19 protein-coding genes are annotated in these 26903 nt (G+C 62.3%); 13 read left to right on the top strand and 6 right to left on the bottom strand.

What is annotated here, in order from left to right; all coding sequences use genetic code 11:
• Nucleotides 1–27 precede the first annotated feature (27 nt).
• The gene (locus ACIX9_RS07595; protein ID WP_013579894.1) at nt 28–5865 is read left to right on the top strand and encodes a beta strand repeat-containing protein; all 5838 of its coding nucleotides are present in this window, start codon (nt 28–30) and stop codon (nt 5863–5865) included.
• Between the two features lie 5 nt (nt 5866–5870).
• Here the strand turns inward: ACIX9_RS07595 and ribB are convergent, their stop codons facing one another.
• The 3 genes from ribB to ACIX9_RS07580 form a co-directional block, all read right to left on the bottom strand.
• The gene (gene ribB / locus ACIX9_RS07590; RefSeq protein WP_013579893.1) at nt 5871–7037 is read right to left on the bottom strand and encodes a 3,4-dihydroxy-2-butanone-4-phosphate synthase; all 1167 of its coding nucleotides are present in this window, start codon (nt 7035–7037) and stop codon (nt 5871–5873) included.
• 84 nt (nt 7038–7121) lie between these two features.
• A complete protein-coding gene (locus ACIX9_RS07585) occupies nt 7122–7349 on the bottom strand; it encodes a hypothetical protein (protein ID WP_013579892.1) in 228 nt (75 codons plus the stop codon).
• Nucleotides 7350–7442: 93 nt separating this feature from the next.
• Entirely contained in the window at nt 7443–9023 is a 1581-nt protein-coding gene (locus ACIX9_RS07580) for a S10 family peptidase (RefSeq protein ID WP_013579891.1), read from the bottom strand.
• 228 nt (nt 9024–9251) lie between these two features.
• Between ACIX9_RS07580 and ACIX9_RS07575 the strand changes: the two genes are divergently transcribed.
• The 5 genes from ACIX9_RS07575 to ACIX9_RS07555 all read left to right on the top strand — a co-directional run bounded on the left by ACIX9_RS07575 (nt 9252) and on the right by ACIX9_RS07555 (nt 16354).
• On the top strand, nt 9252–9977 hold the full coding sequence (locus ACIX9_RS07575) for a 2Fe-2S iron-sulfur cluster-binding protein (RefSeq protein ID WP_013579890.1): 726 nt from the start codon (nt 9252–9254) through the stop codon (nt 9975–9977).
• Complete coding sequence (locus ACIX9_RS07570) at nt 9977–10990, top strand: FAD binding domain-containing protein (protein WP_013579889.1); 1014 nt, start codon at nt 9977–9979, stop codon at nt 10988–10990. The genes ACIX9_RS07575 and ACIX9_RS07570 overlap by 1 nt, the downstream gene beginning before the upstream one ends.
• Nucleotides 10987–13236 carry a xanthine dehydrogenase family protein molybdopterin-binding subunit gene (locus ACIX9_RS07565; protein ID WP_013579888.1) on the top strand — a complete coding sequence of 750 codons (2250 nt, stop codon included), beginning with the start codon at nt 10987–10989 and terminating at the stop codon, nt 13234–13236. Before ACIX9_RS07570 ends, ACIX9_RS07565 begins: the two co-directional genes overlap by 4 nt.
• 98 nt (nt 13237–13334) lie before the next feature.
• Nucleotides 13335–15794: a RecQ family ATP-dependent DNA helicase gene (locus ACIX9_RS07560; RefSeq protein WP_013579887.1), complete on the top strand. Its 2460-nt coding sequence runs from the start codon at nt 13335–13337 to the stop codon at nt 15792–15794.
• A gap of 95 nt (nt 15795–15889) precedes the next feature.
• Nucleotides 15890–16354, top strand: a complete 465-nt coding sequence (locus tag ACIX9_RS07555) for a PaaI family thioesterase (protein WP_013579886.1) — start codon at nt 15890–15892, stop codon at nt 16352–16354.
• On the opposite strand, the gene ACIX9_RS07550 is transcribed toward ACIX9_RS07555, so the two are convergent.
• Complete coding sequence (locus ACIX9_RS07550) at nt 16351–17607, bottom strand: DNA polymerase Y family protein (RefSeq protein WP_013579885.1); 1257 nt, start codon at nt 17605–17607, stop codon at nt 16351–16353. The two genes, ACIX9_RS07555 and ACIX9_RS07550, sit on opposite strands and share 4 nt — an antisense overlap.
• A 54-nt stretch (nt 17608–17661) precedes the next feature.
• Nucleotides 17662–18390 (bottom strand): hypothetical protein, encoded by a 729-nt coding sequence (locus ACIX9_RS23650; protein ID WP_013579884.1) that lies wholly within the window; start codon nt 18388–18390, stop codon nt 17662–17664.
• Nucleotides 18391–18561: 171 nt separating this feature from the next.
• On the opposite strand from ACIX9_RS23650, the gene pdxS reads away from it, so the two are divergent.
• Nucleotides 18562–19512, top strand: a complete 951-nt coding sequence (gene pdxS / locus ACIX9_RS07540) for a pyridoxal 5'-phosphate synthase lyase subunit PdxS (protein WP_013579883.1) — start codon at nt 18562–18564, stop codon at nt 19510–19512.
• 150 nt (nt 19513–19662) lie between these two features.
• On the opposite strand, the gene ACIX9_RS07535 is transcribed toward pdxS, so the two are convergent.
• The gene (locus tag ACIX9_RS07535) at nt 19663–20301 is read right to left on the bottom strand and encodes a hypothetical protein (protein WP_013579882.1); all 639 of its coding nucleotides are present in this window, start codon (nt 20299–20301) and stop codon (nt 19663–19665) included.
• A gap of 314 nt (nt 20302–20615) precedes the next feature.
• Here ACIX9_RS07535 and ACIX9_RS07530 point away from each other — a divergent pair, with 314 nt between their 5' ends.
• The 6 genes from ACIX9_RS07530 to ACIX9_RS07505 all read left to right on the top strand — a co-directional run bounded on the left by ACIX9_RS07530 (nt 20616) and on the right by ACIX9_RS07505 (nt 26903).
• Complete coding sequence (locus ACIX9_RS07530; protein ID WP_013579881.1) at nt 20616–21656, top strand: SIR2 family protein; 1041 nt, start codon at nt 20616–20618, stop codon at nt 21654–21656.
• The gene (locus ACIX9_RS07525; RefSeq protein WP_013579880.1) at nt 21653–23407 is read left to right on the top strand and encodes an ATP-binding protein; all 1755 of its coding nucleotides are present in this window, start codon (nt 21653–21655) and stop codon (nt 23405–23407) included. Before ACIX9_RS07530 ends, ACIX9_RS07525 begins: the two co-directional genes overlap by 4 nt.
• Nucleotides 23408–23474: 67 nt before the next feature.
• On the top strand, nt 23475–24434 hold the full coding sequence (locus ACIX9_RS07520; protein WP_041597230.1) for an IS5 family transposase: 960 nt from the start codon (nt 23475–23477) through the stop codon (nt 24432–24434).
• A gap of 261 nt (nt 24435–24695) precedes the next feature.
• A complete protein-coding gene (locus ACIX9_RS07515; protein ID WP_041596987.1) occupies nt 24696–25223 on the top strand; it encodes a DUF2059 domain-containing protein in 528 nt (175 codons plus the stop codon).
• A 169-nt stretch (nt 25224–25392) separates the two neighbouring features.
• Complete coding sequence (gene pdxT, locus ACIX9_RS07510; protein ID WP_013579878.1) at nt 25393–26016, top strand: pyridoxal 5'-phosphate synthase glutaminase subunit PdxT; 624 nt, start codon at nt 25393–25395, stop codon at nt 26014–26016.
• Nucleotides 26016–26903, top strand: a complete 888-nt coding sequence (locus ACIX9_RS07505; RefSeq protein WP_013579877.1) for a hypothetical protein — start codon at nt 26016–26018, stop codon at nt 26901–26903. Before pdxT ends, ACIX9_RS07505 begins: the two co-directional genes overlap by 1 nt.

The following is a 26903-nucleotide window of genomic DNA, read 5'->3' as shown; positions in this document are numbered from 1 at the left end:
CTCAGAGCAGTACCGCAGCCGACCCTCATGATGAAGAGACTGAAGGCGATCTCCGCAATCGCAGGACTTCTGCTGCTAGCCTCGCCGATGCTTGCCCGCCCGGCTCACGCGCAGGCGAACCAGACCCAGCAGCTTGCCTTCGCAGGTCTTCACGCAACCGGCGCACAGGGCCAGTTCAACGCCATCAAGACAGATTCCGCCGGCAATCTCTACCTGCTACTCGACCAAAAAGACGGTGTCCGCGTCCTCAAGACCGATAACGCAGGCAACGCCATCCTCGCTCAGGCTCTCCTCGGAGCCCAAGGCGACATCGGCCTCGCCATAGCGCTCGACCCCGCAGGCAACGTCTACGTCACAGGGACCACGACCTCCACCACCCTGACCGGCACCGGTGGAGCCGCCATCCCGGCCCGCACGGACGCCTCCACCAACTCCTTCGTCGCCAAGTTCGACCCCAGCCTCAACCCGCTCTTCGTCACCTTCACCGGCGGCAGCAGGATCGCCGCATCGGCCATCGCAGCCACGGCCGACGCCGTCTTCGTCACCGGCAGCCTCTTCTCCGCAACCCTTCCCGTCACCTCCAGTGGCTTCCAGCAAACGCCCGCAACAGGGAGCTTTCAGAACGGCTTCGTCGAACGCTTTTCGTCCGATGGGAGCACCCTCGTCTACGCCACCTACCTCACCGGCACCTCCGGCGACACCACCCCCATAGCCATCGCCGCCGACCCGCTCGACAACGCCTACCTCGCAGGCGCAACCACCGCCTCCGGCTTCCCCACAGCCGCGGCGCTTGTTCCTGCGATGGTCGCAAACCCATCCGGCTTTCTGACCAGACTGGCACCCGCCGGCGACGTTCTCATCTTCTCCACCTTCATCCCGGGCCAGGGACTTAGTTCAGTCGCCCTCGACACCACCGGCCAGACGCTTCTCGTCTCGGGCTCGATCGCGCTCGGCCAGTTCCCGGTCAGCACGCCCACTCAGCCTCTACTTCCGCTGAACTACCAGGTTCTGCTGCGTCTTCCGCTGGACGGCAGCGCAGTACAAAGCTCCACCATCATCGCGCCCGGCCAGCAGTCCTCGCTCGCCCCCGCACCGGACGGCTCGGTCTGGGTCGACGGCACCTTTACCGCGCCCTTACTTCCCTCACCTGCGCTCGCCACCCTGGGCGGCGCGTACGCCGTCCACGTCACGCCCCAGAACATCATCGACCAGACCGCACGCTTCGGCGGCCTGCCCAACGCCAGCGCCACCTACGCCAGCCTGCCCGCCACCATCACCTCCATCGCCATAGACCCCACAGGCTCACCGCTGATCGCAGGCTCCGTCCAGCCCACGGCCAGTTCCGCGCTGCTCGCCACCGAGACCTATGACCTGCCGCTGGTCAACAACCTCACCACGGCTCTGCCCTCCACGATCCGCGCAGCCGAGGTCACCGCCGCCACCTGCAACGGCAGCCTATGCGCCGGCTCAGCAGCCTATCTCGCCAAGCTGAATATCGCCACATCCGCCCCGTCACTGGTCTTCTCAGCCGACGACAGCCCCTGGCTGATCCTGCGCAACCTCGGCTCAGCCCCGGCGACCAACCTGCAACTCACCACCACCGCCGACACCCTCGCAACCAACTGCCCCATTACCCTCAGCCCCGGTGGCGAGTGCGACATGCTTCTCGCCGGAAGCGCAGTCGCAACCATCACTGCGACCGCTTCCAACGCAGCCTCGCAGTCCGTCACAGTGGCCGCCTTCACCGGGCCAACCAGCACGATCGTCTTCGCGCCGAAGGAACTCGACTTCGGCCTTCAGACCTCAGCCAACCCACCCGGCACCCGCACCATCGCCGTCTCAAACCTCGGCACCGCAAACCAGACCTTCACCTCCGCCATCGACAGCTCCGCCAAGACCGCATCCCCCTTCACCGAGCAGGCCAGCGATTGCCCCATCAACGGCGACAACTCCATCAAGCTCCTCGCCGCCGGCGCCACCTGCCACATCACCCTCGCACTCACCGCCTCCACATCCTCCGCAAACGACGGCCTGCTCAGCGCGGACTGGTCCATCGGCTCACGCGACGTCGTCCTCACCGGCTACAGCCAGGCCGCCTCGCTCTCCGTCTCCGCGTCTGAGCTCGACTTCGGCACCCAATACCCCGGTGGCATGCGCCTTCCGCGCTCCGTCCTCCTCTCCAACAGCTCGTCGGTCGCCATCGCGCACGCCACAGCGACTCTTCCCGCAAGCTCCCCGTTCACGGTCACCGATAGCTGCCCAACCACCATCGCGCCCGGAACCGTCTGCGGCATACAGATTGGCTATCTCTCTGCCACCGTGCCTTCAAAGGACACCGCAACCCTCACGCTCGACCAAGGGCTCAGCGTCCTGCTCACCGGCCAGACGCTCGCACAGCCGCCAGCCGGAGGCGGCACAAGCTCCACCCTTGGCGTGAGTCCCAGCTCCGTCACCTTCGCCACCTCGGTCGTGGTCACCGGCGTCTCCGGCAACAACCAGACAGTCTCCGTCATCAACAGCAGCAGCGCAGCCGTCCCCATCACGCTCGCGATCATTGGCGACTTCACCCAAGTCAACAGCTGCGGCACCTCGCTGCCGGGCGGGCAGACCTGTGCCATCGCTATCTCGTTCGTGCCGTCGCAGCCCGGCGTGCGGCAAGGCCTGCTCTCCATCGGCTCCGGCACCGGGATCAATCCCATCTACGTCTCGCTCAGCGGCACCGCGACCGCCATCGTGCCCGTGAGCAACGGCGTGATCGCCTTTGGCAATCAGCCCGTCGGCCAACCCGCCGCGCAGTTCTTCAAGGTCGCCCAGGCCTTCACCAGCCTGAGCGCCACGGCCACCGGCCCGTACAAGCTCGACTTCATCGCAGATCTCGGTTACGGCCCCGGACAGCCGCCTTCCTCGGCCTACACCTCCACAGTCACCGGCGCATGTGCGACCTGCTATCTTGCCGTTCAGTTCCAGCCCACCGCCGCGGGAGCGCAACCAGGCTCGCTCACCCTGTCTTCAAACGCCGCCGGGGTCCCGTACACCTTCAGCCTCACAGGAACCGGCCTACCCCTCACCGGCCTGCTGCTCTCTCCGCTCGCCCAGGACTTCGGCTCCATCCCGGTCCATAACGTCAGCGGAGCCATCTCGTTCACCCTCACCAACCAGAGCGTGAGCGGCGCAAACGTCACCATCCCCACCCCCACCCTCGCCGGCGACTTCGCCCTCAACCCCAACGGTAGCTGCGGGACCAGCCTTGCCCCCACCGCCTCCTGTACCTTCGCCCTCAGCTTCTCCCCCACGGCCACTGGCGCACGGACCGGCTCCCTCACCTTCACCAGCAGCGACGGCACCGTCACCGCCACCCTCACCGGCTACGGACTACCCGATCCCGGCATCGCCATCAACCCGCTCGGCCTCACCTTCAACAACGCCCCCGGCCCCACCGCAACCCAGCAGACCGTCACTCTCACCAATACGGACAGCGTCGCATTGCAGATCGGCACGCCCACGTTCGCCACCTCCAGATTCCAGGCCGCAGACGGCTGTAGCTCCCTGGCCATCGGAGCCAACTGCACGATCGCCATTACCTTCCTGCCCAGCACAGCGCCCGTCCTCGATAGCCTCACCCTCCCCGTCACCCGCGCCGGCTCGACGTCACCCGTCCTCTACAGCGTCGCGCTCAACGGCGCGTATACCGTCTCCACCGCAGCCCTCCAGATCACCCCGTCCCAGACCGACTTCGGCCCCACTGCCATCGCAACACAAGGCCCCATCCGCCAGTTCACCCTCAACAACCTGACCGCCAAATCACTGACCCTCAACCTCATCATCCCCCGCCAGTTCGCGCTCTCCGGCACCCCGTGCCTCACGCTCGCACCCAGTGCAAGCTGCACGATCCAGCTTCAGTTTGACCCGTTGACCAACGCCGACATCACCGGCACCCTCACCGCGCAGGCCACGCCCACCGACGGCTCCGCGCCAAGCCAGGCCATGGCCTATCTCGAAGGCTTCGGCACCAGCCAGGGCGGCACGCTCAGCATCATCGGCGGCCTTCAGACCGGCAGCATCCTCAACTTCGGCCAGGTGACCTCCGGCCAGACGCTCGCACGCACCCTCACCCTCGCAAACACCTCTGCCGCATCCGCCGTAACCATCCGCCGCATCACCAGCGGCCCACCATTCCTCTCGACGACTACCTGCACAACATCACTCGCCGCTGGGCAAAGCTGCTCCGTAACCCTGACCTACGCGCCCTCAAACCAGGTCGCCACCGGCACCGCCTCACCCGCCAGCACCAGCGACTCAGGCCTCCTCACCATAGAGAGCGACGCCTCCTCCAGCCCTGACCTCATCCACGTCATCGGCCAGGCCGGCCCACTCGTGGTCAGCAATCCCTCCGGCACCACGCCACTTGCAACCTACACCCTCTCGCAAAGCTCCTTCGCCTTCGCCCAGGCCCAGATGGGCACCGCAACCGCCAGGCAGGGCGTCACCCTCACTAATACAGGCTCCATCGCCCTGCATGTCCTCTCCGCCACCACCACAGCGGACTTCACCACGCAGAACGGCTGCGCAACGATCCTGCCCGCAGCAACCTGCAGCCTCTCCGTAGCCTTCACCCCACAGACCACCGGCACCCACGTCTCCGCGCTCGATATCGCCACGGATTCCACCACGTCGCTCGAGTTCATCAGCCTCATCGGCACCGCGACCGCCAGCCCCGTCTCGCTCTCACCCACCTCGCTCGACTTCGGCCCGCTGGTCGTAGGTGTCTCCACCACGCTCCCCATCCAGGTCACCAACTCCGGCTCAACCGCCGCCACCATCACCGCTTCCTCCATCACCGGCGATTACACGCAAGCCGGAACCTGCCCGCCCATCGGCTCACCGATCCCCGCAAACTCAAGCTGCACCCTCCAAATCAGGTTCAAGCCCACCCAGACCGGCACCCGCCCCGGCACGCTTTCGCTCACCACCAGTGCCTCCACCATCCCCCTCACAGCATCGCTCACCGGCACCGGCATTCAGTCGCTCCTGACCTCCACTCCCGCCAGCCTGGCCTTCGGGAACGTCACGCTGGGTTCATCCGCCAGCATGACCGTCACCCTCGCCAACATCGGCACCGCACCCGTCACCAACATCACCGCCACCATCAGCGGCGACTACACCGTCACAAAGCCATGCACCGCCGCCTCGCTCGCTCCCAACACTAACTGTCAGATCCAGGTGACCTTCACCCCCACCGCTATCGGTCTGTGGCCCGGCACCCTCACTATCACAAGCTCAGACCACAGCTCACCCCTACTGATCCCCCTGAGCGGCACAGGCATTCAACTTCCATCGTTCACGTTCACCGCGAGCGGAGCAAGCTCAGCCACCGCAACCGTCATCAGCGGCACCCCTGCAACCTACGCTTTGGCCGTGACCCCTATCGCGGGCTTCACCGGCCCTGTGGCCCTGACCTGTGCATCTGTCGTCCCGGGGCTCTACGCGACCTGTTCCATCCAGCCATCGACCCTCACCCTTGCCGGTTCCGCACAAAACTCAACGGTCACGATCAACACCATCACCACCCTGCAAGCTCGCCGGGCACCCCTCCCCAGCAGCACGCTCCTCTGCATCCTGCTACCCGGTCTCATGCTCCTCTGGAGAAAGAACCGCACCCTGCGCCAGCGAGCCACCCTCACGCTCCTCGCCTTGTCCTTCACTGCGTTTGCGATCACCTCAGCAGGATGTGCCGGCGGCGCACCAGCCAGGACCTCAAACGTCCAGTCCACGCCGCCCGGCACCTACCAGTACCAGGTCACTGCGACCTCCACTAGCGGCACCCAGATCACCCAGACCGTCACCCTCAACCTGACGGTCCAGTAACCCGCTTACTTAGTCACACCAGCGCCAACCGTAATCGGAACCTGCTCCACAATCTCGATCCCGAAGCCCTGCAGCGCAGGCACATGCGTCGGCGTATTGGTCAGCAGCTTGATCTTGCGAATCCCAAGATCCGACAATATCTGCCCGCCCAACCCAACCTGCCGCAGCGTCCTCTGCGTGTGATCGTCGCCACGTTCTCGCCCGCGCTGATCCTTCTGGAACACGATCCGATGCGGCTCAACCGTGCGATCCACGCCGAACCCACGCGTCCCGTTATGCAGATAGATCAACGCCCCACGCCCCGCCTCGCCGATCATTCGCAGCGAGCCATCGATCACCTCGCGATTATCCGTCCCCACCAACCCAAACACATCCTCGGCCAGCGAGTGCGTATGCACCCGCACCGGAACCGGCACATCCGCCGTCACGTCGCCCATCACCAGCGCCACATGCGACTCGTTCCCATCCACCTCGTTCTCGTACGCAATCATTCGGAACTCGCCGTACTCGGTCGCCATCACGGACTCCGCCACGCGATGGATATACCGTTCATGCTGCAGCCGGTACCGGATCAGATCCGCCACCGTCACCATCAGCATCTTGTGTTCCTTGCAGAACTCCACCAGGTCGGGCACACGAGCCATGGTGCCGTCCTCGTTCATGATCTCGCAGATGACACCCGCAGAGACCAGCCCCGCCATCCGCGCCAGGTCAACCGAAGCCTCCGTCTGCCCCGCCCGCACCAGCACTCCGCCCTTGCGCGCGCGCAGCGGAAACACATGCCCCGGCCGAGCCAGATCATGCGCGGTAGAGCTCGGATCGATCGCCACCTTGATCGTATGCGCGCGGTCCGCCGCGGAGATGCCCGTCGTCACACCCTCGCGAGCCTCCACGCTCTCCGTAAAGGCCGTCCCAAAGCGCGAGGTATTCTCGCTCGTCATCGGCCCCAGTCGCATGTAGTCCGCGCGTTCCTCGGTCAGCGTCAGGCAGATAAGCCCGCGCCCGAACCGCGCCATGAAGTTGATCGCCTCCGGCGTCACAAACTCGGCCGCCAGCGTCAGATCGCCCTCATTCTCACGATCCTCATCATCGACCACCACCACCATCTGCCCCGCACGAATTGCAGCAACAGCCTCTTCTACTCCAGCGAACAAACTACCGTCATGTGCCATGAAACCCTCTTCTCATCTGTAAGACAAAACGCCAAGACAAAAACGCCGCCCTCATCAGGCGGCGTTTTTCGTTTTCCACATCCGTTACAGGGTCGACTCGATCTCGAATCCCCACGCCTCAAGCAGCGCCTCCGGGATGTACTTCGAGTTCTTGTTCCGCCTCGCCCACTCCCGCAGACGCGTAGACCGGATGTACTGGTCCGGGGTCAGCTTGTACTCTTTGACGACCTGCTCAAAGGAGGTAACGGTCGGCACAACAGGGCCAATCGGCTCCGGCTTGCCCCAGTTCGGATTTCCACGACGCTTCGCCATACGGCTCCTTCAGATAGTAGCTCTCGCCAGATTCAACGCAACGCTCTATCTTACCTCGGTTTTGCCCCAAAAATCAAGCACCGAGGTCGCCGCTTATCGCCGCGTAGCCTCCCCGTAGAACCGCTCCATATCGCCCTTCATCGTCTTCAGCGCATCCACGTTCAGATACACCATGTGCCCAGCCGGATAGTACCCAAACTGAATGTTGCTCGCAATCGCCGGCGGCAGCAGCATGTGGTGCAGATCGTACTCCGTATTGAAGAACGGCGTCGCCAGGTCGAAGTACCCATTCGCGGAAAACACCCGCAGCTTCGGATTCTTCCGCATCGCATCCGCCAGGTCCATCGCGACGTCCGGCACCGGCTGCTCGCCCCGTCCGCCGCCGCCACCCTGCGCCCCGCTCGGCCGATGCTTGAAGTCCCAAGCCGCGCTGACACCAGGCCCGGACAGGTAGTACGGCTCCGTGCTCATGTACTTCAGCTCCCGCTGAATATAGTCATGAAACGCAGCCACATAAGCGCCGCTAATCCCGGTATCGGACGGATCGAAACCCGGATTCTCCCCCGCCGCATCCACGTCATACGCCTCAAACCGAGCGTCATACCGCCCCAGGATCTTGTCGTCATCCCGCAGAAGCTCCTTGCGGAAACGCGTCGGCGCAATCCGCAGCCGAGCCTCCTTGATATACCCCACGCTCAGCCCGGTGAAACCAGCCAGCTTCGTCGCAATCGCGTCGAACTCCGCCGGCGGAAGCGCATCGCCCTCCCGCAGCGCGGCCAGATAAGGTCCGCCCGCAAACTTCCGCGCCTGCTCCACCCAATCCGCAATCGAGCCCGTATGCTTCACCTTGTTGTGCTGCCACGCAATCGCCGCATACGAAGGCACATACCCGATCACCTCCGTGTCATACCCAGCGCTGCGCACGCCATAGTTCAGGATCGTCGAAAGCAGCGTGACACCATTGAACTCGATGCCGTCGTTCTGCAGCGCACTCACCAACCCCGCCGACCGAGTCGTCCCATAGCTCTCCCCAAATAGAAACTTGGGTGAGTTCCACCGCTGGTTCACCGTGATGTAGCGGCTGATGAACTGCTCGAACGCATGAATATCCTGGTCGGTCCCGGCAAAATCCTTTGCCGTCCCCTTACCCACCGCACGCGAGAAGCCGCACAACGGCGCGTCAATGAACACCAAGTCAGACCGATCAATCAAGCTGTACTGATTCGCCACCGTCTCAAACGGCGCTGGGCTCGTCGCCTCCGGGCTCTGCGTGATCACGCGTACCGGCCCAAACGAACCCATATGCAGCCAGATCGTCGCGGCTCCCGGGCCACCGTTATAGAAGAACGTCACCGGCCTGTTCTTTGACTCCACCCCGTCCTGCGTATAGGCCGTATAGAAGATGCTCCCGTTGACCTTGTCCTTCTCGTCGCGGATCAGGATGTTGCCCGCAGTCGCCGTGTAGTGGATCGTCTGGCCGCCACCGGTCCAGTCATGCTTGGTCACGGACGTGGTCTCCGGCGGAATCGGAACGCTCTGCTCTTCCGGCGCGGTAGCCGCCTCGCCCTGGGTCCCACGGCGGCTCGCAGCCGCGCTCTGTGCCGACATCGGCTCTACCACTCCACAAAGCATGGCCGCAGCCGCCACAATCCCAAAACCCAATCCAGAACGCATCGAAACATCTCCTCGAAAGTGAATCAACCATCGGTGTGACTTGAAACGTATGAAACCAAATAGCCATGAAACCGGCCTGTTGACGGCGTCGAACGCCTGCGCCATGCTTCGCTTGTACGAGGCATCCAACGGGGCATCTTTTCACGGAGCCTGCCCGTCTACTCAGTGGTCCAGCAGCAGTCATTGCAAAAGGTATTTCCAAAGCTTACCCCAACATCGAGGCAACATATGAGCTCTTCCCCTTGTACGGATATCGAGATTGACGAAGTCAGCGCCTTGGAAGACGCAGCTACGCAGGAAGCCTCAGGCCCGGAGCTAAGCCGCCGCAGCTTCGTCAAGGCCGCCGGCATCCTCTCCGCCGCCACAGCCACCGGCCTCCCCGGCGTAGCGCTCGCTGCACCCGCATCCCCGGCCACTGCCCAGCCGCAGATGAAGTCCATCACCCTCAAGGTCAACGGCGCATCCCAGAACCTCTCCGTCGACACCCGCACCAGCCTCCTCGACGCCCTCCGCGAGCAACTCGACCTCACCGGCACCAAGAAGGGTTGCGACCATGGCCAGTGCGGAGCCTGCACCGTCCTCGTCGATGGCCGCCGCGTCAACTCCTGCCTCACCCTCGCCGTCGTGGCTGAAGGCGCGGAGATCACCAGCATCGAAGGCCTCGCCAAAGGCGATCAGCTTCACCCCGTACAAGCCTCTTTCCTGGAGCACGATGGCTACCAGTGCGGCTACTGCACCCCCGGCCAGATCTGCTCCGCTGCCGCCGCGTTGAGTGAAGCCCAGAAGGGCGACCTCTCCATCGTCAGCTTCCAGACCGGCAACACCGCCAAGCCAACCATGTCCGACGAGGAGATCCGCGAGCGCATGTCCGGCAACATCTGCCGCTGCGGTGCCTACCCCAACATCGTCGCCGCAGTCCGCGCGGTCGCCCAGCAGCAAGGCGTGAGGTCCTAATGAATCCCTTCAACTACGAACGCGCCACCACCCCGCAGCAAGCCATCCACGCCGGTGCCATGCACGGCGCAAAGTTCCTCGGCGGCGGCACCAACCTCGTCGACCTCATGAAGTATGAGGTTGAGCATCCCACCACGCTCATCGATATCAACCACCTCGACCTCACCCAGGTCACACCCTCCGCAGACGGCGGCGTAGTCATCGGCGCACTCGTCCGCAACTCAGACCTCGCCAACCATAAGCTCATCGTCGAGCAGTATCCACTCCTCTCGCAGGCCCTCCTCAGCGGAGCATCACCACAGCTTCGCAACATGGCCACCACCGGCGGCAACCTCCTCCAGCGCACCCGCTGCTACTACTTCAACGACACCGCCTTCGCCGCCTGCAACAAGCGCGCACCCGGCTCCGGTTGCGCCGCCGTCAAGGGCTACAACCGCATCCACGCCATCCTCGGCCAGACCGACAAGGGCGCAACCAGCCCCGAGACCTGCATCGCCACCAACCCATCCGACATGAACGTAGCCATGGCCGCGCTCGAAGCAACCGTCCAGGTAGAAGGCCCCAAGGGCAAGCGGACGATTCCCTTCCACGACTTCCACCGCCTCGTCGGCACAACGCCTCAGCAAGACACCAACCTCCGTCCCGACGAGCTGATCGTCTCCGTCACCCTCCCCAAAGCCCGCTTCGCAAAGAACTCCCATTACCTCAAAGCCCGCGACCGCAACAGCTACGCCTTCGCCCTGATCTCGGTCGCATGCGGCCTTGAGCTTGAAGGCTCTACGATCAAGTCCGCAGGCCTCGCCCTCGGCGGAGTCGCCCACAAGCCATGGCGTTCGCCCGAGGCCGAAAAAGTCCTGACCGGCAAATCAGCCACCGCAGAGACCTTCAAGCAGGCCGCCGAACTCGCACTCGCCGGAGCCAAAGGCTACGAGCACAACGCCTTCAAGATCGAACTCGCCAAGCAAGGCATTGTGCGCTCCCTCACCCTGGCCGCACAAGGAGTCAACGCATGAGCATTCTCGAAGCAGCACAGGAAGAGACCGCAAAAAAGCCCATCAAGCAGCTTGACCATCGTTACGACGGCATCGCCAAGGTCACCGGTAAAGCCACCTACGCGGGTGACTTCAAAGAGCCCTTCGCCAAGGATGATCTCCTCTACGCCTGGATGGTTCAGTCCACCATCGCCAACGGCACCATCGCCTCCATGGACAGCTCCGCGGCCGAGCACGCACCCGGCGTAGTCGCCGTCATGACGCCCTTCAACTCGCCTAAGATCCCCCAGCCACCCGCGCAACCGCCCGCACGCCGCAACCTGACGATCCTGCAAAACACGGACGTCAAGTACAACGGTCAGCCCATCGCCGTCGTCGTCGCCAAGACCCTCGTCCAGGCACGCCAGGCAGCCACTCTGCTCAAGATTAAATACACCGAGCAGCCCGCCAAGGTCATCTACCAGGACCATCTCGCCGACGCCCGCTGGCCCGGCAACCCCGGCAAAGAGCCCGCCGGCAACACCCGCGGTGACATCGCAGCCGGCTTCGCCAAAGCCACCGTCACCGTCGAAGGCACCTACACCACCCCCATCCAGGTCCACAATCCCATGGAGCCCCACGCCACCATCGCCTGGTGGGAGGGTGAAAAGCTCAACCTCTACGACGCCACCCAATACATCACCGGCGTCAAGATGTCGATCGCCAAGACCCTCAACATCCCGCTTGACTTCGTCCGCGTCCAGTGCCCCTACACCGGCGGCGGCTTCGGCTCCAAGGGCTCTTCCTGGTCGCACATCCCGCTCTGCGCCATGGCCGCCAAGCTCACCGGCAAGCCGGTAAAGCTCGTACTCGACCGCAGCCAGATGTTCGGCCCCGTCGGTGCACGCCCATCCACGGTCAACAAGATCAAGCTAGGCGCAACCGCTGACGGTAAGCTCGTCGCCATGCAGCAGAACGTCATAATGAACGCGGCAGCACTGGAAGACTTCACGGAGCACTCAGCCGGCCCCACCAAGATGCTCTACATGTCCGAGAACAACCAGGTCTCGGAGAAGCTGGTCACCGTCAACCTGGGCGTGTCCACCTTCATGCGCGCGCCCGGCGAAGCCCCCGGCACCGCCGTCCTCGAAATCGCCATGGACGAACTCGCTGAAAAACTCAAGATGGACCCCGTCCAGCTCCGCGTCATCAACCACGCCGACAAGGACCCCAGCCACGACCGCCCCTGGACCTCCAAAAACCTGAAGCAGTGTTACACCCAGGCAGCCGAGCGCTTCGGCTGGTCCAAGCGCAGTGCCACCCCCGCCCAGATGACCGAAGGCAACAACCTCATCGGCTACGGCATGGCGACCGCGACCTACCCCGCCAACCGTTCCGCCGCCATGGCCATTGCGCGCATCCTGCCCAACGGCCGAGCCTTCATCGGCTCCGGCACCCAGGATCTCGGCACCGGCATGTACACCATCATGGCCCAGACCGCAGCCGCCATGCTCGGCCTGGACCCCACCCTGATGGACGTCAAACTAGGCGACTCCACCTTGCCCAAGGCCCCCGTCTCCGGCGGCTCGCAGTCCACCGCCTCCGTCATGCCCGCCGTGCAGGAAGCTGCCATGCAGGCCAAGCTGAAGCTCTTTGACATGGCAGTAAACGACACCGCATCCCCCGTCCACGGCATGAAGACCTCAGACCTGGAAGCCAAGGGCGGCAAGTACTTCGCCAAAGCCGACCCCACCAAGGGCGAGACATTCGTCGCCATCATCGCCCGCAACGGCGGCAAGCCCATCGAAGCTACCGGCTCAGCCGAGCCCTCGGAATCGAAAGACTCCATGACCTCCCAATCCTTCGGAGCCGTCTTCGCAGAGGTCGCCGTCGATAAAGACACCCACATGGTCAAGGTCCGCCGCGTCGTCGCCACCTACGACATCGGCACCCTGCTCAACGACAAGACCGGCCTCAACCAGCTCATGGGCGGCATCGTCTGGGGCGTCTCCTTCGCCACCCATGAAGACGCCCACATCGACCCCAACACAGGCCGCACCGTCAACGAGTCCTTCGCCGAGTACCACGTCCCCGTCAACGCCGACATCGGCACCATCGACGCCACCGTCCTCAACATCCCGGACCTGAAGTTCAACCCACTCGGAGCCCGAGGCATCGGCGAAATCGGCATCACCGGAGCCGCCGCCGCCGTAGCCAACGCCATCTACAACGCCACCGGCAAACGCATCCGCGAGTACCCCATCACGCCAGACAAACTCATGGCATAGATCGCACGAACCAAACTAGGTACAAAGGCCACGCGGTCAACCCTCCGCGTGGCCTTTCCGTTTATCAGGGCAAACAATATGCGAAACTAGCCTAGCGCATGAACCTCTCCACCCTCCTTCACGAGACCTTCGGCTTCCCCGCCTTCCGCGCCAATCAGGAAGCCGTCTGCCGCGCCGCCACCGATGGCCGCGACGTCCTGCTCGTCATGCCCACCGGAGCCGGAAAGTCCCTCTGCTACCAGCTCCCCGCCATCGCACGCGGCGGCACCGGCCTCGTCATCTCCCCGCTCATCGCCCTCATGGACGACCAGGCCTCCAAGCTCACCGCCGCCGGCCTCAAGGTCGCCCGCATTCACTCCGGCCTCTCCCGCGAGGACTCCCGCCAGGCCTGCCGAGACTACCTCGACGGCAAGCTACAGTTCCTCTTCATCGCACCCGAGCGCATGCGCGTCACAGGCTTCCCGGAGATGCTCGCCCGCCGCAAGCCCTCCCTCATCGCCATCGACGAAGCCCACTGCATCAGCGCCTGGGGCCATGACTTCCGCCCAGACTACAGAACTCTCGGCGACTACCTCCCGCAGCTCCGCCCCGCACCCATCATCGCCCTCACCGCCACCGCCACTCCCACCGTCCAGCGCGACATCGTCACCCAGCTCAACCTCCAGCAGCCCGCCCTCTTCATCCACGGCTTCCGCCGCGACAACCTCCACATCGAGGTCATGGAGCTCTCCAAGCCGCAACGCACCGAGTTCATCACCAAGTTCCTCGCCGACCCCACCCGCCGCCCCGCCATCGTCTACGCCCCATCACGCAAGGCCGCAGAAGAACTAGCGGAAAAACTCAACGGCACCTTCAAAGCCGCCGCCTACCACGCAGGCCTGGACCCCGCCACACGCGAGCGCGTCCAGACCCAGTTCCTCTCCGGCAATATGGAGGTCGTCGTCGCCACCATCGCCTTCGGCATGGGCATCGATAAAGCCAACGTCCGCACCGTAGTCCACGCCGCCCTGCCCGCCTCGGTCGAGGCCTACTACCAGGAGATCGGGCGCGCCGGACGTGACGGCGACCCATCCCGCACCATCCTGCTCTACAGCTACGCCGACCGCAAGATGCACGACTTCTTCCTGGAGCGCGACTACCCCGTTGCCACCGATCTCGCACGCGTAGCCCGCGTCCTCAACGAAGACTTCCAATCCCCGGAAGAGCTCCGCCACCGCCTCAAGATGGACGCTGACACCTTCGCCAAGTCCGTCGAAAAACTAGCCGCGCAATCCGCCGCCGCCTACGACATGGGCGGCAACGTCCGAGCCACCGGCAACCACGCCTGGCAGTCCGGCTACGAGCTCCAGGTCCAGCACCGCCGCACCCAGATCGACTCCATCATGCAGTACGCGGAGACCCAACAGTGCCGCATGACAGCCCTCATCCGCCACTTCGGCGACACCGCCGACGGCCACCGACCCTGCGGCCACTGCGACTTCTGCGCCCCCAACGCCACCACCGCCCAGACCTTCGCTGAGCCCTCCGCCCAGGACGACCGCCATCTCCGCACCATCCTCCGCGCCCTGGACTCCAGCAGCAAAGCCACCGGTCGCCTCCACACCGATCTCGCCCTCACCTCCGACCGCAAGCAATTCGACGGCCTCCTCGACGGCCTCGCACGCGCCGGCCTCATCACCCTCTCCGCGGAAACCTTCACCGCAGCCGACGGCAAGGTCATCCCCTACAAGAAAGCCGCCATCACCCACGAAGGCCGCGAACTCTCCTCCTCGGACCCATTAGGCGTAGTCCTCCGCGAACTGAGCGCCGCCCCAACCAAATCCAAGTCCTGCGCCAGCACCCCCGCCAAACGCAAGGCCGAAGAAGAAGCCACCAACTACACGCCCGCCCAGAAAACCCTGGAAGCCGCCCTACGTAACTGGCGCAAGGAAGAAGCCGCCAAGACTGGCAAGCCCGCCTTCATCGTCTTTACAGACGCCAGCCTCCGCGCCCTCGTCCAGCACGCCCCCCAGACCATCCCCCAACTCCTGCAAGTCCCCGGCATAGGCCCGGACAAGGCCGAGCGCTTCGGTCCCGCCCTCTGCGCCATTTGCCGAGGTACAGAGATTCCCGGCGACTACGGCACCCCCGCCCCCAAACCCGCAAAGCGCAAGGCCCCAGACTCGAAACTCGAAACTCGCGACTCGGAACTCTTCAATGCCAAGCCTTCTCCAATCTCGGCACCCAACAGAGAACTGAGAACAGAGAACCCCCAACACCCTCACGCCCCCATCATCCCCCACCCACCCATCCGCGCCGCCATCCCCCCACGCGCCGAGTCTCCCGGCGAGACCCTCACCCCCGACCAGCAAGCCCTTGAGCAGCGCCTCCGCGACTGGCGCAAAGCCGAATCCGAACGCATGGGCCTCCCCCAGTTCTTCGTCCTCGGCACCACCGCCCTGCGCAGCATCGTCCTCCAGCGCCCCAGCACCCTCACCCAGCTCCAGGGCATCCACGGCATAGGCCCGGACAAGCTGGACCGCTTCGGTGCCGACATCCTCGCCGTCTGCAACGCCTGATTCCAGAGAATATGGGTGCCCCATGTCTCGCTTCTGAGACATGGGTTCACAAGGCTTGCGCGGTGCATAGCGACCCCGTACGCTGACTCATACCCATGCCCCCAGAATCCCACCTCCCCGCCGGCAAGACCCTGGACGAGCAAGCCTCCCACTGCTTCGGCTGCAGCCCCATCAACCCCATCGGCCTGCAACTGACCTTCACCCTCACCACCGAAGCAGAAAACATCACCGCCACAGCCACCGTCCAGCTCACCCGCAACCACGAAGGCCCACCGGGCTATCTCCACGGCGGCATCATCGCCACCCTCATGGACGAGGCCATGTCCAAGCTCAACCGCCCCCTAAACCTCATCGCCATGACCCGCAACCTTGAGGTCGATTACCTCCGCCCCTGCCCCATCGAAACCCCACTCACCCTCACCGCCCACCACCTCCACCGGGAAGGCCGCAAACTCTTCCACTCCGCCACCCTCACCCACCCTGACGGCACCGTATTAGCCACTGCAAAAGGCCTCTTCCTCGCCATCGACCCCGCTCTCCTCAACCGCCGTCAACCCTAGTCCTCCGGATCAGCCGTATCCCTGAACTCACTCAGCGCAGGAGGCGGTCCAAACGGCACCCTGGTCGGAGCCTCCTTTCGCACGTTGTGGATCGATCCAAAATAAACCGTGTTCAACCCGAATCGTCCATTCAGGGCATCCAGTGACGAAACCACCTTGCTCCTCGCATTCGGAGCCGTCTCAAACAGCTCTACCGGCGGCTCGCTGGTCAACCCCGTCAGCGCCACCGTCAGATCGGCCGGCCGGTCCGCAGATGGCGAGCTGTTCCAAAGATCGATCATGTGCGCCTGCAAAATATACGGGTCCTGGCAGCTCACCAGGTTGACATGCGCATCGTACGCATACCTCTTCCCCATGTAGCCGACCCGCAGATAGATCGCGCTCGCCCACAGCCCCTGCATCCTCATCTTCCGCGCGGTCGAGTGCATCAGCTTGATCGCCACCGCACGCCCCTGCTCATAGGTGCGGCAGTTCGGCGGCAGAATATGCTGCCGCATCAGGCTCTGAGGCACCTTCGGCGGCGCAGGCTCCAGAAAGTCCTCGCCTCGCAGCCAAAGCCACATCCGATCCCCCCACACGCCTCCCCAGATTCGTTTCATCGCATCACGCGGGAGTGCGCAAAGCTGCTCCATCGTCTGGACTCCCGCACCATGCACCCTGCGCTCCATCCGCCGCCCAATCCCTGGGATGCGATGCAGCTCCAACCCATACAAACTCTGCGGCAACCCCCGCCGCTCCAGCACCGTCAAGCCATCCGGCTTCTGCATCTCCCCTGCAATCTTCGCCAGCAACCGGTTCGGCCCAATCCCAATCGAGCACCGTATCGTCCGCCCCACCCCACGTATCTCCTCCTTCACCGCCTCCGCAATCTCCACCGCCCTCTCCACCTCGCACTCCCGCCCCATCAACCGGCACGCAAACTCATCGCACGACATCGCCTGCTGCACCGGCACACAGCGTTCGATCGCCGCCTTGATCCGGTGGTGATACTCCACATAAAGCCTCGGCCTCGCCAGCACCAACTCAAGCTGTGGACACAACGCCCGAGCCGCGGATACCCGCAACCCCGTCCTGATCCCATACGCCTTAGCCTCATAGCTCACCGCAATGCAGCACGTCGACTCCGCCTGCACCGGCACAATCCCAATCGGCCGCCCCCGCAGCTCCGGCCGTTCCTCTTGCTCCACCGTCGCAAAGTAGGCGTTGATGTCGATAAACATCCAACCGAGTTCATAGCCCGCACGAGCATCCATCCGCTTATTATAAAGCGAACAAAAAGCGAAATATCAACACTACTTAATCAGCCGCTAAACGTGCCCCGTTAGCCGAGCCGCAATCCCCTGCAACCAGGCCGTCTTCCCCAGCACATTCGCAGTCATCGGCACGGAAAATGTCACCAGCGTCCCCACCACCGTCGCATAGTGTGGTCTCCTCCGAGTCCACACATCGAACGCCATCACCGTCACGCAAAGCGCCAGCATCCAGAGCGGAACCGCAAACCCCGGCCAGTGCATCATCAGTTGAAACCGAGTAATCGCCGGAGGCATGATCCCGATCGTCGCCAGCAGCATCAGCCGTTTATGCGCCGCGCCATCCCGCCGCTTCACCACCGCCCACGCCACCATCGCCGCAAACAGCACGATCCCCCAGCAGTTGATCACCAGGAACTCCGCCGGCGTGAAGATCGGCGGCGTATGCCCACGCCTGACGTTCGTGATCGTCACCGCCCACCCCAGCACCACCATCAACCCTGCCAGCACGGCCCCAAACGTCCCCAGCGTCCGATGCCACCGGATCTTCTTCATCGCCACCAGCGCCGTCTGCACCACGTACAGAATCACCCAGCTTGAAAAGATCGCCCCATGCACATGCACCAGCGCACTCGGCAGCGGAGCGAACACCGCCCCCCGATAAAAGTATGTCGGCCCAAACCCCAACACCACAGTCCCCAGAATCGCCAGGGACATCCCAACAAAAAACGGATCATCATACCGCCGCGTAACCACCGGACGAACAACGGGTGCCATGGTAGCCATAGAAACTCCTGAATAAGGATCGAGGCCCAGATCTTGCTATCAAATGAAAGGAATACCGTGACTCTATTCACGCCTCAACCCTCAGTCAAGGTCTTTCGCAAGCGACCACCCCGAAACTGCTAAACTGGACTTCCCAAGCGAAAACACCCGCCAGCACCAAGGAGAATCGAAATGTCCAGCACCCCCACCAGCCTCCGCCTCAAGACCGGCCTCGCCGAGATGCTCAAAGGCGGCGTCATCATGGACGTCATGGACGTCGATCAGGCCATCATCGCCGAAGCCGCCGGCGCAGTCGCCGTCATGGCCCTCGAGCGCGTCCCCGCCATGATCCGCGCCGAAGGCGGCGTCGCCCGCATGTCCCACCCCGGCATGATCAAGGCCATCCAGAAGGCCGTATCGATCCCCGTCATGGCCAAGGTCCGCATCGGCCACTTCGTCGAAGCCCAGATCCTCGAGCACCTCGCAGTCGACTTCATCGACGAATCCGAAGTCCTCACCCCCGCCGACGAGCTCCACCACATCGATAAGCACGCCTTCAAAACCCCCTTCGTCTGCGGCGCCAAGGACCTCGGCGAAGCCCTCCGCCGCATCGCCGAAGGCGCAGCCATGATCCGCACCAAGGGCGAGCCCGGCACCGGCGACGTCATCCACGCCGTCAAGCACATGCGCAAGATCACCTCCGAGATGAAGGCCCTCACCGTCCTCTCCGAGCAGGAACTCTACGCCGCAGCCAAGGAGCTCCGCGCCCCCTACGAGCTCGTCAAGCTCGTCGCCGAAACCGGCCAGCTCCCCGTCCCCAACTTCTCCGCCGGCGGCATCGCCACCCCTGCCGACGCGGCCCTCATGATGCAGCTCGGCGCGCAGACGGTCTTCGTCGGCTCCGGCATCTTCATGAAGGAGGGCAACATCCGCCTGGACGTCTCCCTCGTAGACGGCAAGCCCCTCAACCCCTCCGAGCGCGCCGAAGCCGAATCCCGCGCCAAAGCAATCGTCCGCGCCGCCACCCACTTCGACAACCCCGAGATCCTGGCCGAGGCCTCAGAAGACTGCCTCGGAGCCATGAAGGGTCTCGCCGTAGGCATGATCGCCGAAGAAGACATGATGCAGCACCGCGGCTGGTAACTTCTTTAAGTCGTCATTCTGAGCGAAGCTCAGAACCTCCGTATTTGTCTTTGCTTGTTTTGGGTACCCCATCGTTTCGCAGCACTATCGCGAAAGGGTGGGGTATCGATTTCGCTCAGTAGAAATCGACGCCTTCTTCCCGCCCCCCACCTACCGCTCCAACCCATCCCCAACCACCCGATACCCACTCGGAATCTGAAACCACTTCGGATCAGGCTCATCCCGCTTCAAATCCGTCACATAAATATTCTGAACCGCGGAAGCCCGCGGATCGAACCGCTCGGTCACAAGATTCATCTGAAGATGCGGTGAAAACCAAAGCTCCCGTACCACCGGCTGCACCTTCTCGTTCCCAAACGCACCGACCTTCAACGTCGTGATCTCCCGGCTCCCCACCGCATCTACGCCCTGAACAGCCTTGTGCCCCAGATCCTCACGCACCATCGTTCCATTCCCATTCGGCAGCGGACCGGACGGCATAGGCGCAGGCGACGCCGTCGGCAGATAGAGCCTGCTCCGTTCGCACATCTGCCGCTGCGGATAGCACTGATACCGCTCATGCCGATTCGGATCGTCATACTGCAGCACTGATATCTCCGTCTCCTGCTTATCCCCCTGCGGCGTCAGGTAGCGGCGCTCCTGAAACACCCGCCCAGAGCTATCCCGCGCGACGAAGCGATGATTGAAGATGGACGCCTTACTCCCATCCGGCAGAATCCGAGTCCACTCACTCCGAACCGTAGCCGTGAACGCCGCATTCGGCGTCGGAAAGATGAAGATACTCGACATCGTCTGTTGCGTGCCGCCATCAGGAGCTTGAGCACTCGCACATAAAGCAGGAAGCAAACAGACAGAGAGCAAAAGACCACGCATCCAATCACCTCGATCAAACACAGTCTCCCACAGACCCGGCTTCCCCTGTAGAAAATCTACTCCAGTCTAAATGGGGGACGACACAGTTTTCCGAAAAGACAACTTGCAAGAGGGTTGCGCTTAGTCAACATAACGGCGTTTCTCAGGACTATTCGCGAAGGGGGTACCATTGCTGCACCACCCTTTTGTTTGCAAACAGTCGTGCAAGGTAAGTTAGCGGCGCAATTTATATGGATATTTCAGCCCTGAAATTGACGATTCAGCAGCACATGAGCGACGGTTTGGTGACGATCGTCGGTTCGGGTTTGTCGTGCGCTGAGGGCATTCCAGGCATGGACGCTCTTGCAAGTCACCTTTGCTCCTCGATGCCCTCACTCATGACTGGTCCCCTTGTTGCCGAATGGGCCAAGGTGTCGCCGAACATCACTGCCTATGGCCTTGAAGACGGCCTTACGAAGATCGCACCGTCGACCAACCTCGAAGAGGCGATCCGCTCGGAAGTCGGGCGGGTTGTTTTCGAAGCGGAGGCAGCGATCACTGCGGAAGTGTTCGCCGGCACCAGAACTCTCGGTTTCACACGCCTGTTACCGCATCTTTTGCGGCCGGCCGGGGGAATACAAGTTGTTACGACGAATTACGACCGGCTACTGGAAGTGGCTTCTGAGGAGGCCGGCCTCGGGGTGGACGTCATGTTCACCGGTGTCTTCGCCGGGCGCCTCGATGAGAGGGAGACGCGTCTGAGCTTCTGTCGTGATGTGAAGCTGCACAAAGGAACATCACGCTTCCTTTACGCCGATAGGGTGGTCATCAGCAAACCCCACGGAAGTCTAGACTGGTACGAGCGCAACGGTGAGCCCGTGCGCCATTGCGGGCCGTTGCACAACGTAAGCAGGCTCATTATTCCGCCTGGTCAAAACAAGTATAGGAACGGCTACAGCAGCCCTTTCGATGTTCATCGCGAACGCGGGAATAAAGAGATAGACCGGGCTTCCCGCTTTCTGATCGTGGGATATGGATTTAACGATGGACATCTGGAAACACACCTTACCGAAAGAATCCGCAAAGGGATACCCACTCTCATTTTGGCGCGCACTTTATCCGACAACGCCAAGAAGGTTGTCGGCGCGAACCCAAACGTTATCGCGCTAGAAAGTGCGGTCGTCAGCGGAGTGAAGGCTACACGCGTGTACAGCCAAGGGAGTACGGACATTTTTGGCGGAATGTCGTTGTGGGATCTAGAGCAACTAGTGACGGAGGTTTTTGAATCATGAGTGAAACGGCTCTTGTTTTTGCCGCATCCGACCAAATTGGGCGCGTGGTGTCCGTTGATACGAGCCGTGTGCTCATCAATGTTTCCGACTCGGTTCTGCTGACCAGCATCGGTGTTGGCCAACTCCTCGCAATCAAAGGCACGACGCAACAGGAATTTCTAATCGCGATTACGGAGAAGGTGACGCGTACGCTTGGCCTGGAGTTGTCGCCAGAGGCTGAGACCGGTGATGACGAGTCACTGTCGACGGTCCCCAGGGATCTCATGAGGGCGGCGCTCGTCGGGACATTCAGAAGCGTAGAAGGCGAAAAGAAAAACACGTTCAAGCGTGGTGCAGATAGCTTTCCTCAGATTGATCGGGATTGCTATGTCATCAGCGGCAGCAATCTCCAGCGCTTTATGGGTATCCTTGGTCAAGAGATTCCGGAGGACGAACGTCTGTTGCTGGGTCGGTTTGTCGCTGATCGTTCGGCAGTAGCAATTGCGAACGGCGACAAATTTTTTCAGAGGCACGCTGCAATCCTCGGAAGCACAGGTTCGGGGAAGAGTTGGGCGGTAGCTCTCATCCTTGAGCGCGCATCCAAGCTCAAATTCCCGAACATCATCGTGATGGATATGCACGGCGAATATGCTCCTCTTGCCGATAAAGATAAGGGCGGGTTCGCGAAGCGCTATCGGATCGCCGGCCCAGGAGATCTGGACAAACCGAAAGACGATGTACTATTCCTGCCCTACTGGCTCCTGAACCGGGACGAGATGTTGTCGATGATTTTGGACCGCAGCGATCAAAATGCGCCTAATCAGGCCTCGAGATTCACATCCCACGTACGCCAACTCAAACAAGACTTCTTGGACAGTGTAAAGAAGCTCGAGGTGAAAAAGACGTTCACCGTCGATTCGCCAATTCCATATCAGATGAAAGACCTGCTTAGCCGACTCGGAGCCGATAACACGGCCAAAGGAGTCTCCAGTTCGACCGGCAAGCCGATCACAGGGGATTTAGAGAATAAGCTGACGCGATTCATCTCACGTCTGGAAGCGAAGCTTGAAGATCGCCGATACGGGTTCATGTTCACGCCGTCCATCGACGCTCTGAACTACGACTGGCTGTCACAGCAACTCGTGAAGCTTCTGGGCACGAGCGATGGTGCCGGGATAAAGATCATCGACTTTTCTGAAGTGCCTTCGGACGTTTTGCCCGTGGTGACCGGCACCTTTGCCAGACTGCTCTACGACGTTCAATTCTGGATGAAGGCCGATAGCCGAACGCCCGTCACTATTCTGTGCGATGAAGCCCACCTCTATCTTCCTGTCCGAGAAGACGCAGATGCGGTTCAGCGGCAAGCGTTGGGAGCATTCGAGCGGATTGCAAAAGAGGGCCGGAAGTATGGTTTTTCTCTGCTCGTTGTCAGCCAGCGGCCATCCGATGTCAGCAAGACGATTCTAAGCCAGTGCAACAACTTTCTTTCGCTCCGGCTCACAAATGAGACGGACCAAAATGTCATACGACGCCTGATGCCAGATTCATTGGCTGGACTAACCGACATTCTCCCTTTGCTCGATACCGGCGAAGCGGTTCTTCTCGGCGACGCTGTTTTACTTCCAACTCGGATCCGGCTCGATAAGCCTGTCATCAGGCCAGATAGCTCTACGCGTGACTTCTGGATTGAGTGGTCGACCAAGAAAGCGGATACCGATGCAATCGTCGCAGCTGTTGAATGTATGCGAAGTCAGACGCGACGATTGCCCTAAGGAAACTCTGCACAAGTTCTGCGTCCGCGGCCTGATGGATTAATCTGATGGTTAGGGGTGGATGGCGATGAAGCAGCAGACGTTTGCGTCCCAGTCGATCTTTGAGAAGTATGGGCGGAAGTCTCGGCGGGAGCTGTTTTTGGATGAGATGGAAGTGGTTGTTCCGTGGCCCGAGTTACAGGCTCTGGTCGAACCGCACTACCCGAAGGCCGGCAACGGCCGTCGTCCTGTCGGGCTTGCGATCATGCTTCGGACGTACTTTATGCAACAGTGGTTCAACTTGTCCGACCCCGGCGTCGAAGAGGCGTTTTATGAGTCCTTCACGCTGCGGCGGTTCGCTGGTGTTGACCTGGGCGTGGCTCCGGCACCGGATGAAACGACAGTGCTGCGCTTCCGCCACCTGCTCGAAAAGCATGACCTTGGCGGTGCCATGCTCGACGCGGTGAACCTGCATCTGGCGGCCAGGGGCATCCGCATCGAGACCGGCACGATCGTGGATGCGACCATTATTCATGCGCCTTCTTCGACCAAGAACGAGAAGAAAGAGCGTGATCCGGCGATGCGTCAGACTCGTAAGGGCAAGCAGTGGTACTTCGGACTGAAGGCGCACATCGGCGTTGATGCAAAAGAAGGTCACGTGCACTCAGTGGCAACGTCGGCGGCCAACGTCTCCGACGTACACATGCTGCCGGATCTGCTACATGGGGAGGAGCGCAAGGTGTGGGGCGACGGCGGCTATCAAGGCCAGACCAAGGCCATCCGGCAGGCCGCGCCCAAGGCCCAGGACATGACCTGCAAGCGAACCAGGTTCAAGAACTATGTCGATGAAGCGGCAAAGAAGAAGAATACGACGAAATCAAAAGTAAGAGCGAAAGTAGAACACGTCTTCCGTATCCTGAAGCGCGTCTTCGGCTTCGACAAGGTACGCTACAGAGGCATCGCCAAGAACCATCACCGGCTATGCGCCAACTTCGCCCTCATCAACCTCTACCTCCACCGCAAGCACCTGGCGGGAACCGCCGCCTAGCGCCGGGAGACGGGCTATGAGTCTTCGACTCCGCACAAACCCCAGCCAGAACAAGCAAAGCACGGCCCAACCGCAGAAAAACTTGGCCGCCGACTCAAGTCACACACCGACATCGTCAAATCGGCCGCCTGCGCAGAGGCTCCCTAATGCATTGAGCTGGCTTATCGGACTCGCACATTACTCCTCATAAGTCGGCTTCTCGGTAGTGGAGTTTCTAGTTTTTATAATCAATTACCATCGTCCTAGTCGTCCCGGAGCCCCATGCCCATGAAGCGCACCGCCATCCTCCTCTCAGTCCTCCTGGCCCTCCCCTTCACCGCCCACGCAGACGAAACCTCCCGCAAAGCCAAGGCCCAGGAGATCGTCAACCTCCTCCACATGGACCGCCTCATGAAGCAGATGATGGACGGCATCACCCAGCAGACCAAGGCCATGACCGCCCAGATGGCCGGCGGCACCATCAGCCCCGCCCAGCAGGCCAAGCTCGACGCCTTCCAGAAAAAGGTCTTCACCCTCATCGACGCCCAGATGGGATGGAAGGCCATGGAGCCCACCTATATCGACCTTTACGCCAAGACCTTCACTGAAGCCGAGCTCGACGGCATGGTCAACTTCTACAAATCCCCCGCAGGCATCTCGATGGTCGATAAACTCCCCGGCCTCACCACCCAGGCACAGCAATTGATCGGGCAAAAGATGGTTTCCCTGCAGCCGCAACTCAAGCAGCTCACGGAAGACTTTCAGAAAGACATTGCATCTACAACACCTGCAACGACTAAGCAGCCATAGGGCTTGACACGCCTTGTATAATAGAATCAGAGAAGGAAACAAATCCCGGCCACACCGCCGGGATTTTGCTTTGGCGGTCCATGTGCGCCACTACTCAGACCAAGTCCAGACCTAACTTCAATGTTTCGAAGACTTTAGATACTTTGACGGGGGTAGGGGTACCCACAAGTTGGCACCGGAATCGACACACCTGACAAACCTTAAGATCGGCGTCTTGGCCCTCCAGGGAGCCTACGCGGCCCACGCGGAGGCCGTTATCGCCTTGGGCGCGAAAGCGATCCTCGTCCGCCGCCCGGACCAGCTCGCGGGTCTCGACGGGCTGATCATCCCCGGAGGAGAGTCAACCACCTTCCTCCGCCACCTGGAGCGCGACGGCTTCTTCGCCGCCCTTGACACCTTCGTCCGGGACACCCCCACCTTCGGCACCTGCGCCGGAGCGATACTGTTAGCCAGCCGGGTTGAGAATCCAACCCAGCATTCGCTGGCCGCCATGGACATCACGGTCGAGCGCAACGCCTACGGCCGCCAGAACGACTCCACCATCCGCACCGCCGAGACCACCCTCCCCGGCGGTCCGCTGGAAATGGTCTTCATCCGCGCACCACGCATCTCGCACACCGGCCCGGAGGTCGAAGTCCTCGCCACCCGCGACGACTTCCCCGTCCTCGTCCGCCAGGGCCACCTGCTAGCCGCCACCTTCCACCCCGAACTCAGCCCCGACCACCGGGTCCACCGCCTCTTCCTCACCCTAGCAGCCGAACACAAATCAGCCGCCGTAGAGTCCAACGCCTGATGAAGCTGCTCACCATCCTCCTCGCAGCAGCCACGTTGGCATCAGCCCAGGAAGCGCCGAAGCCCGGCCCATTGGCATGGTCCTTCGCCGAGCTCCTCAGCCGCTCCTCCAACGGCCACTCCCCTACCCAGGACGAGATCGCCGCCGCCGGCCAGGTCACCGCCAACGCAGCCGCCCTCAGGGAGGCCCTCCCCCTCATCCTCAAGGCCCTCGAGAACCCCGACGAGCCCGTCCGAGCCTACGCCCTCACCACCCTGGTATCCCTCGAGGCCCCCGCCGACCCCGCCACCCCCGCGGCCCCGATAGCCTACAAATCCGAGTTCCAAAAGATCCTCACCCCCGCGATCCCGAAGATCGCCGCCCACCTCACCGACGAGTCCCAGGGCGACCGCATCCTCACCGCCGCCATCCTCGGAGGCTTCTCCCCCGACCCACCCGCCTCGATCTACCCACCCCTCTTCGCCTACCTCAAGCGCGACGACGGCGTGGGCACGGTTGGCCAGGCCGTAGTAGAAGACATCCTCCAACTCGGTCCCATCCACGACGACGCAGCAGCCGCCATCATCTCCTACCTCCACCGCCCCGACCAGACCTCCGACTCCCGCTCCAACCTGGTGGAGGCCATAGCCACCCACCCCTTCCAAAGCCAGTCCGTCAACAAAGTTCTCCTCGGCTACCTTGACTCGGACGACCCCAGCCTCCGCGCCCGCCTCATCCTCAGCCTCCCCCAACTCGACCTCGCCCCAGACGTCTTCACCGAGACCAGGGAGCGCGTCACCCAACTCACCGCCAACGATCAGGAGAGCCTGGCGGTCGTGAACGCCGCCAAGTCGGTCGCCACCTGCTGGACAGCCGTCAAGATGGCCTCCGGCTGCCCGGTGTATTGA

Origin of the sequence: Granulicella tundricola MP5ACTX9 (assembly GCF_000178975.2) — a bacterium.
GTDB lineage: Bacteria > Acidobacteriota > Terriglobia > Terriglobales > Acidobacteriaceae > Edaphobacter > Edaphobacter tundricola.
The sequence above is the reverse complement of the archived record's forward strand: the minus strand, read 5'-3'. Positions and strand labels throughout refer to the sequence as shown.

Coding starts and splice junctions, on each gene's coding strand:
- ACIX9_RS07525 (WP_013579880.1), top strand. CDS start 21,653: ATGAGTGAAACGGCTCTTGTTTTTGCCGCATCCGACCAAATTGGGCGC.
- ACIX9_RS07550 (WP_013579885.1), bottom strand. CDS start 17,607: ATGGATGCTCGTGCGGGCTATGAACTCGGTTGGATGTTTATCGACATC.
- ACIX9_RS07555 (WP_013579886.1), top strand. CDS start 15,890: ATGCCCCCAGAATCCCACCTCCCCGCCGGCAAGACCCTGGACGAGCAA.
- ACIX9_RS07580 (WP_013579891.1), bottom strand. CDS start 9,023: ATGCGTTCTGGATTGGGTTTTGGGATTGTGGCGGCTGCGGCCATGCTT.
- ACIX9_RS07585 (WP_013579892.1), bottom strand. CDS start 7,349: ATGGCGAAGCGTCGTGGAAATCCGAACTGGGGCAAGCCGGAGCCGATT.
- ACIX9_RS07575 (WP_013579890.1), top strand. CDS start 9,252: ATGAGCTCTTCCCCTTGTACGGATATCGAGATTGACGAAGTCAGCGCC.
- ribB (WP_013579893.1), bottom strand. CDS start 7,037: ATGGCACATGACGGTAGTTTGTTCGCTGGAGTAGAAGAGGCTGTTGCT.
- ACIX9_RS07505 (WP_013579877.1), top strand. CDS start 26,016: ATGAAGCTGCTCACCATCCTCCTCGCAGCAGCCACGTTGGCATCAGCC.
- ACIX9_RS07560 (WP_013579887.1), top strand. CDS start 13,335: ATGAACCTCTCCACCCTCCTTCACGAGACCTTCGGCTTCCCCGCCTTC.
- ACIX9_RS23650 (WP_013579884.1), bottom strand. CDS start 18,390: ATGGCTACCATGGCACCCGTTGTTCGTCCGGTGGTTACGCGGCGGTAT.
- ACIX9_RS07565 (WP_013579888.1), top strand. CDS start 10,987: ATGAGCATTCTCGAAGCAGCACAGGAAGAGACCGCAAAAAAGCCCATC.
- ACIX9_RS07535 (WP_013579882.1), bottom strand. CDS start 20,301: ATGTCGAGTATCTTCATCTTTCCGACGCCGAATGCGGCGTTCACGGCT.
- pdxS (WP_013579883.1), top strand. CDS start 18,562: ATGTCCAGCACCCCCACCAGCCTCCGCCTCAAGACCGGCCTCGCCGAG.
- ACIX9_RS07570 (WP_013579889.1), top strand. CDS start 9,977: ATGAATCCCTTCAACTACGAACGCGCCACCACCCCGCAGCAAGCCATC.
- ACIX9_RS07595 (WP_013579894.1), top strand. CDS start 28: ATGATGAAGAGACTGAAGGCGATCTCCGCAATCGCAGGACTTCTGCTG.
- ACIX9_RS07520 (WP_041597230.1), top strand. CDS start 23,475: ATGAAGCAGCAGACGTTTGCGTCCCAGTCGATCTTTGAGAAGTATGGG.
- ACIX9_RS07530 (WP_013579881.1), top strand. CDS start 20,616: ATGGATATTTCAGCCCTGAAATTGACGATTCAGCAGCACATGAGCGAC.
- ACIX9_RS07515 (WP_041596987.1), top strand. CDS start 24,696: ATGCCCATGAAGCGCACCGCCATCCTCCTCTCAGTCCTCCTGGCCCTC.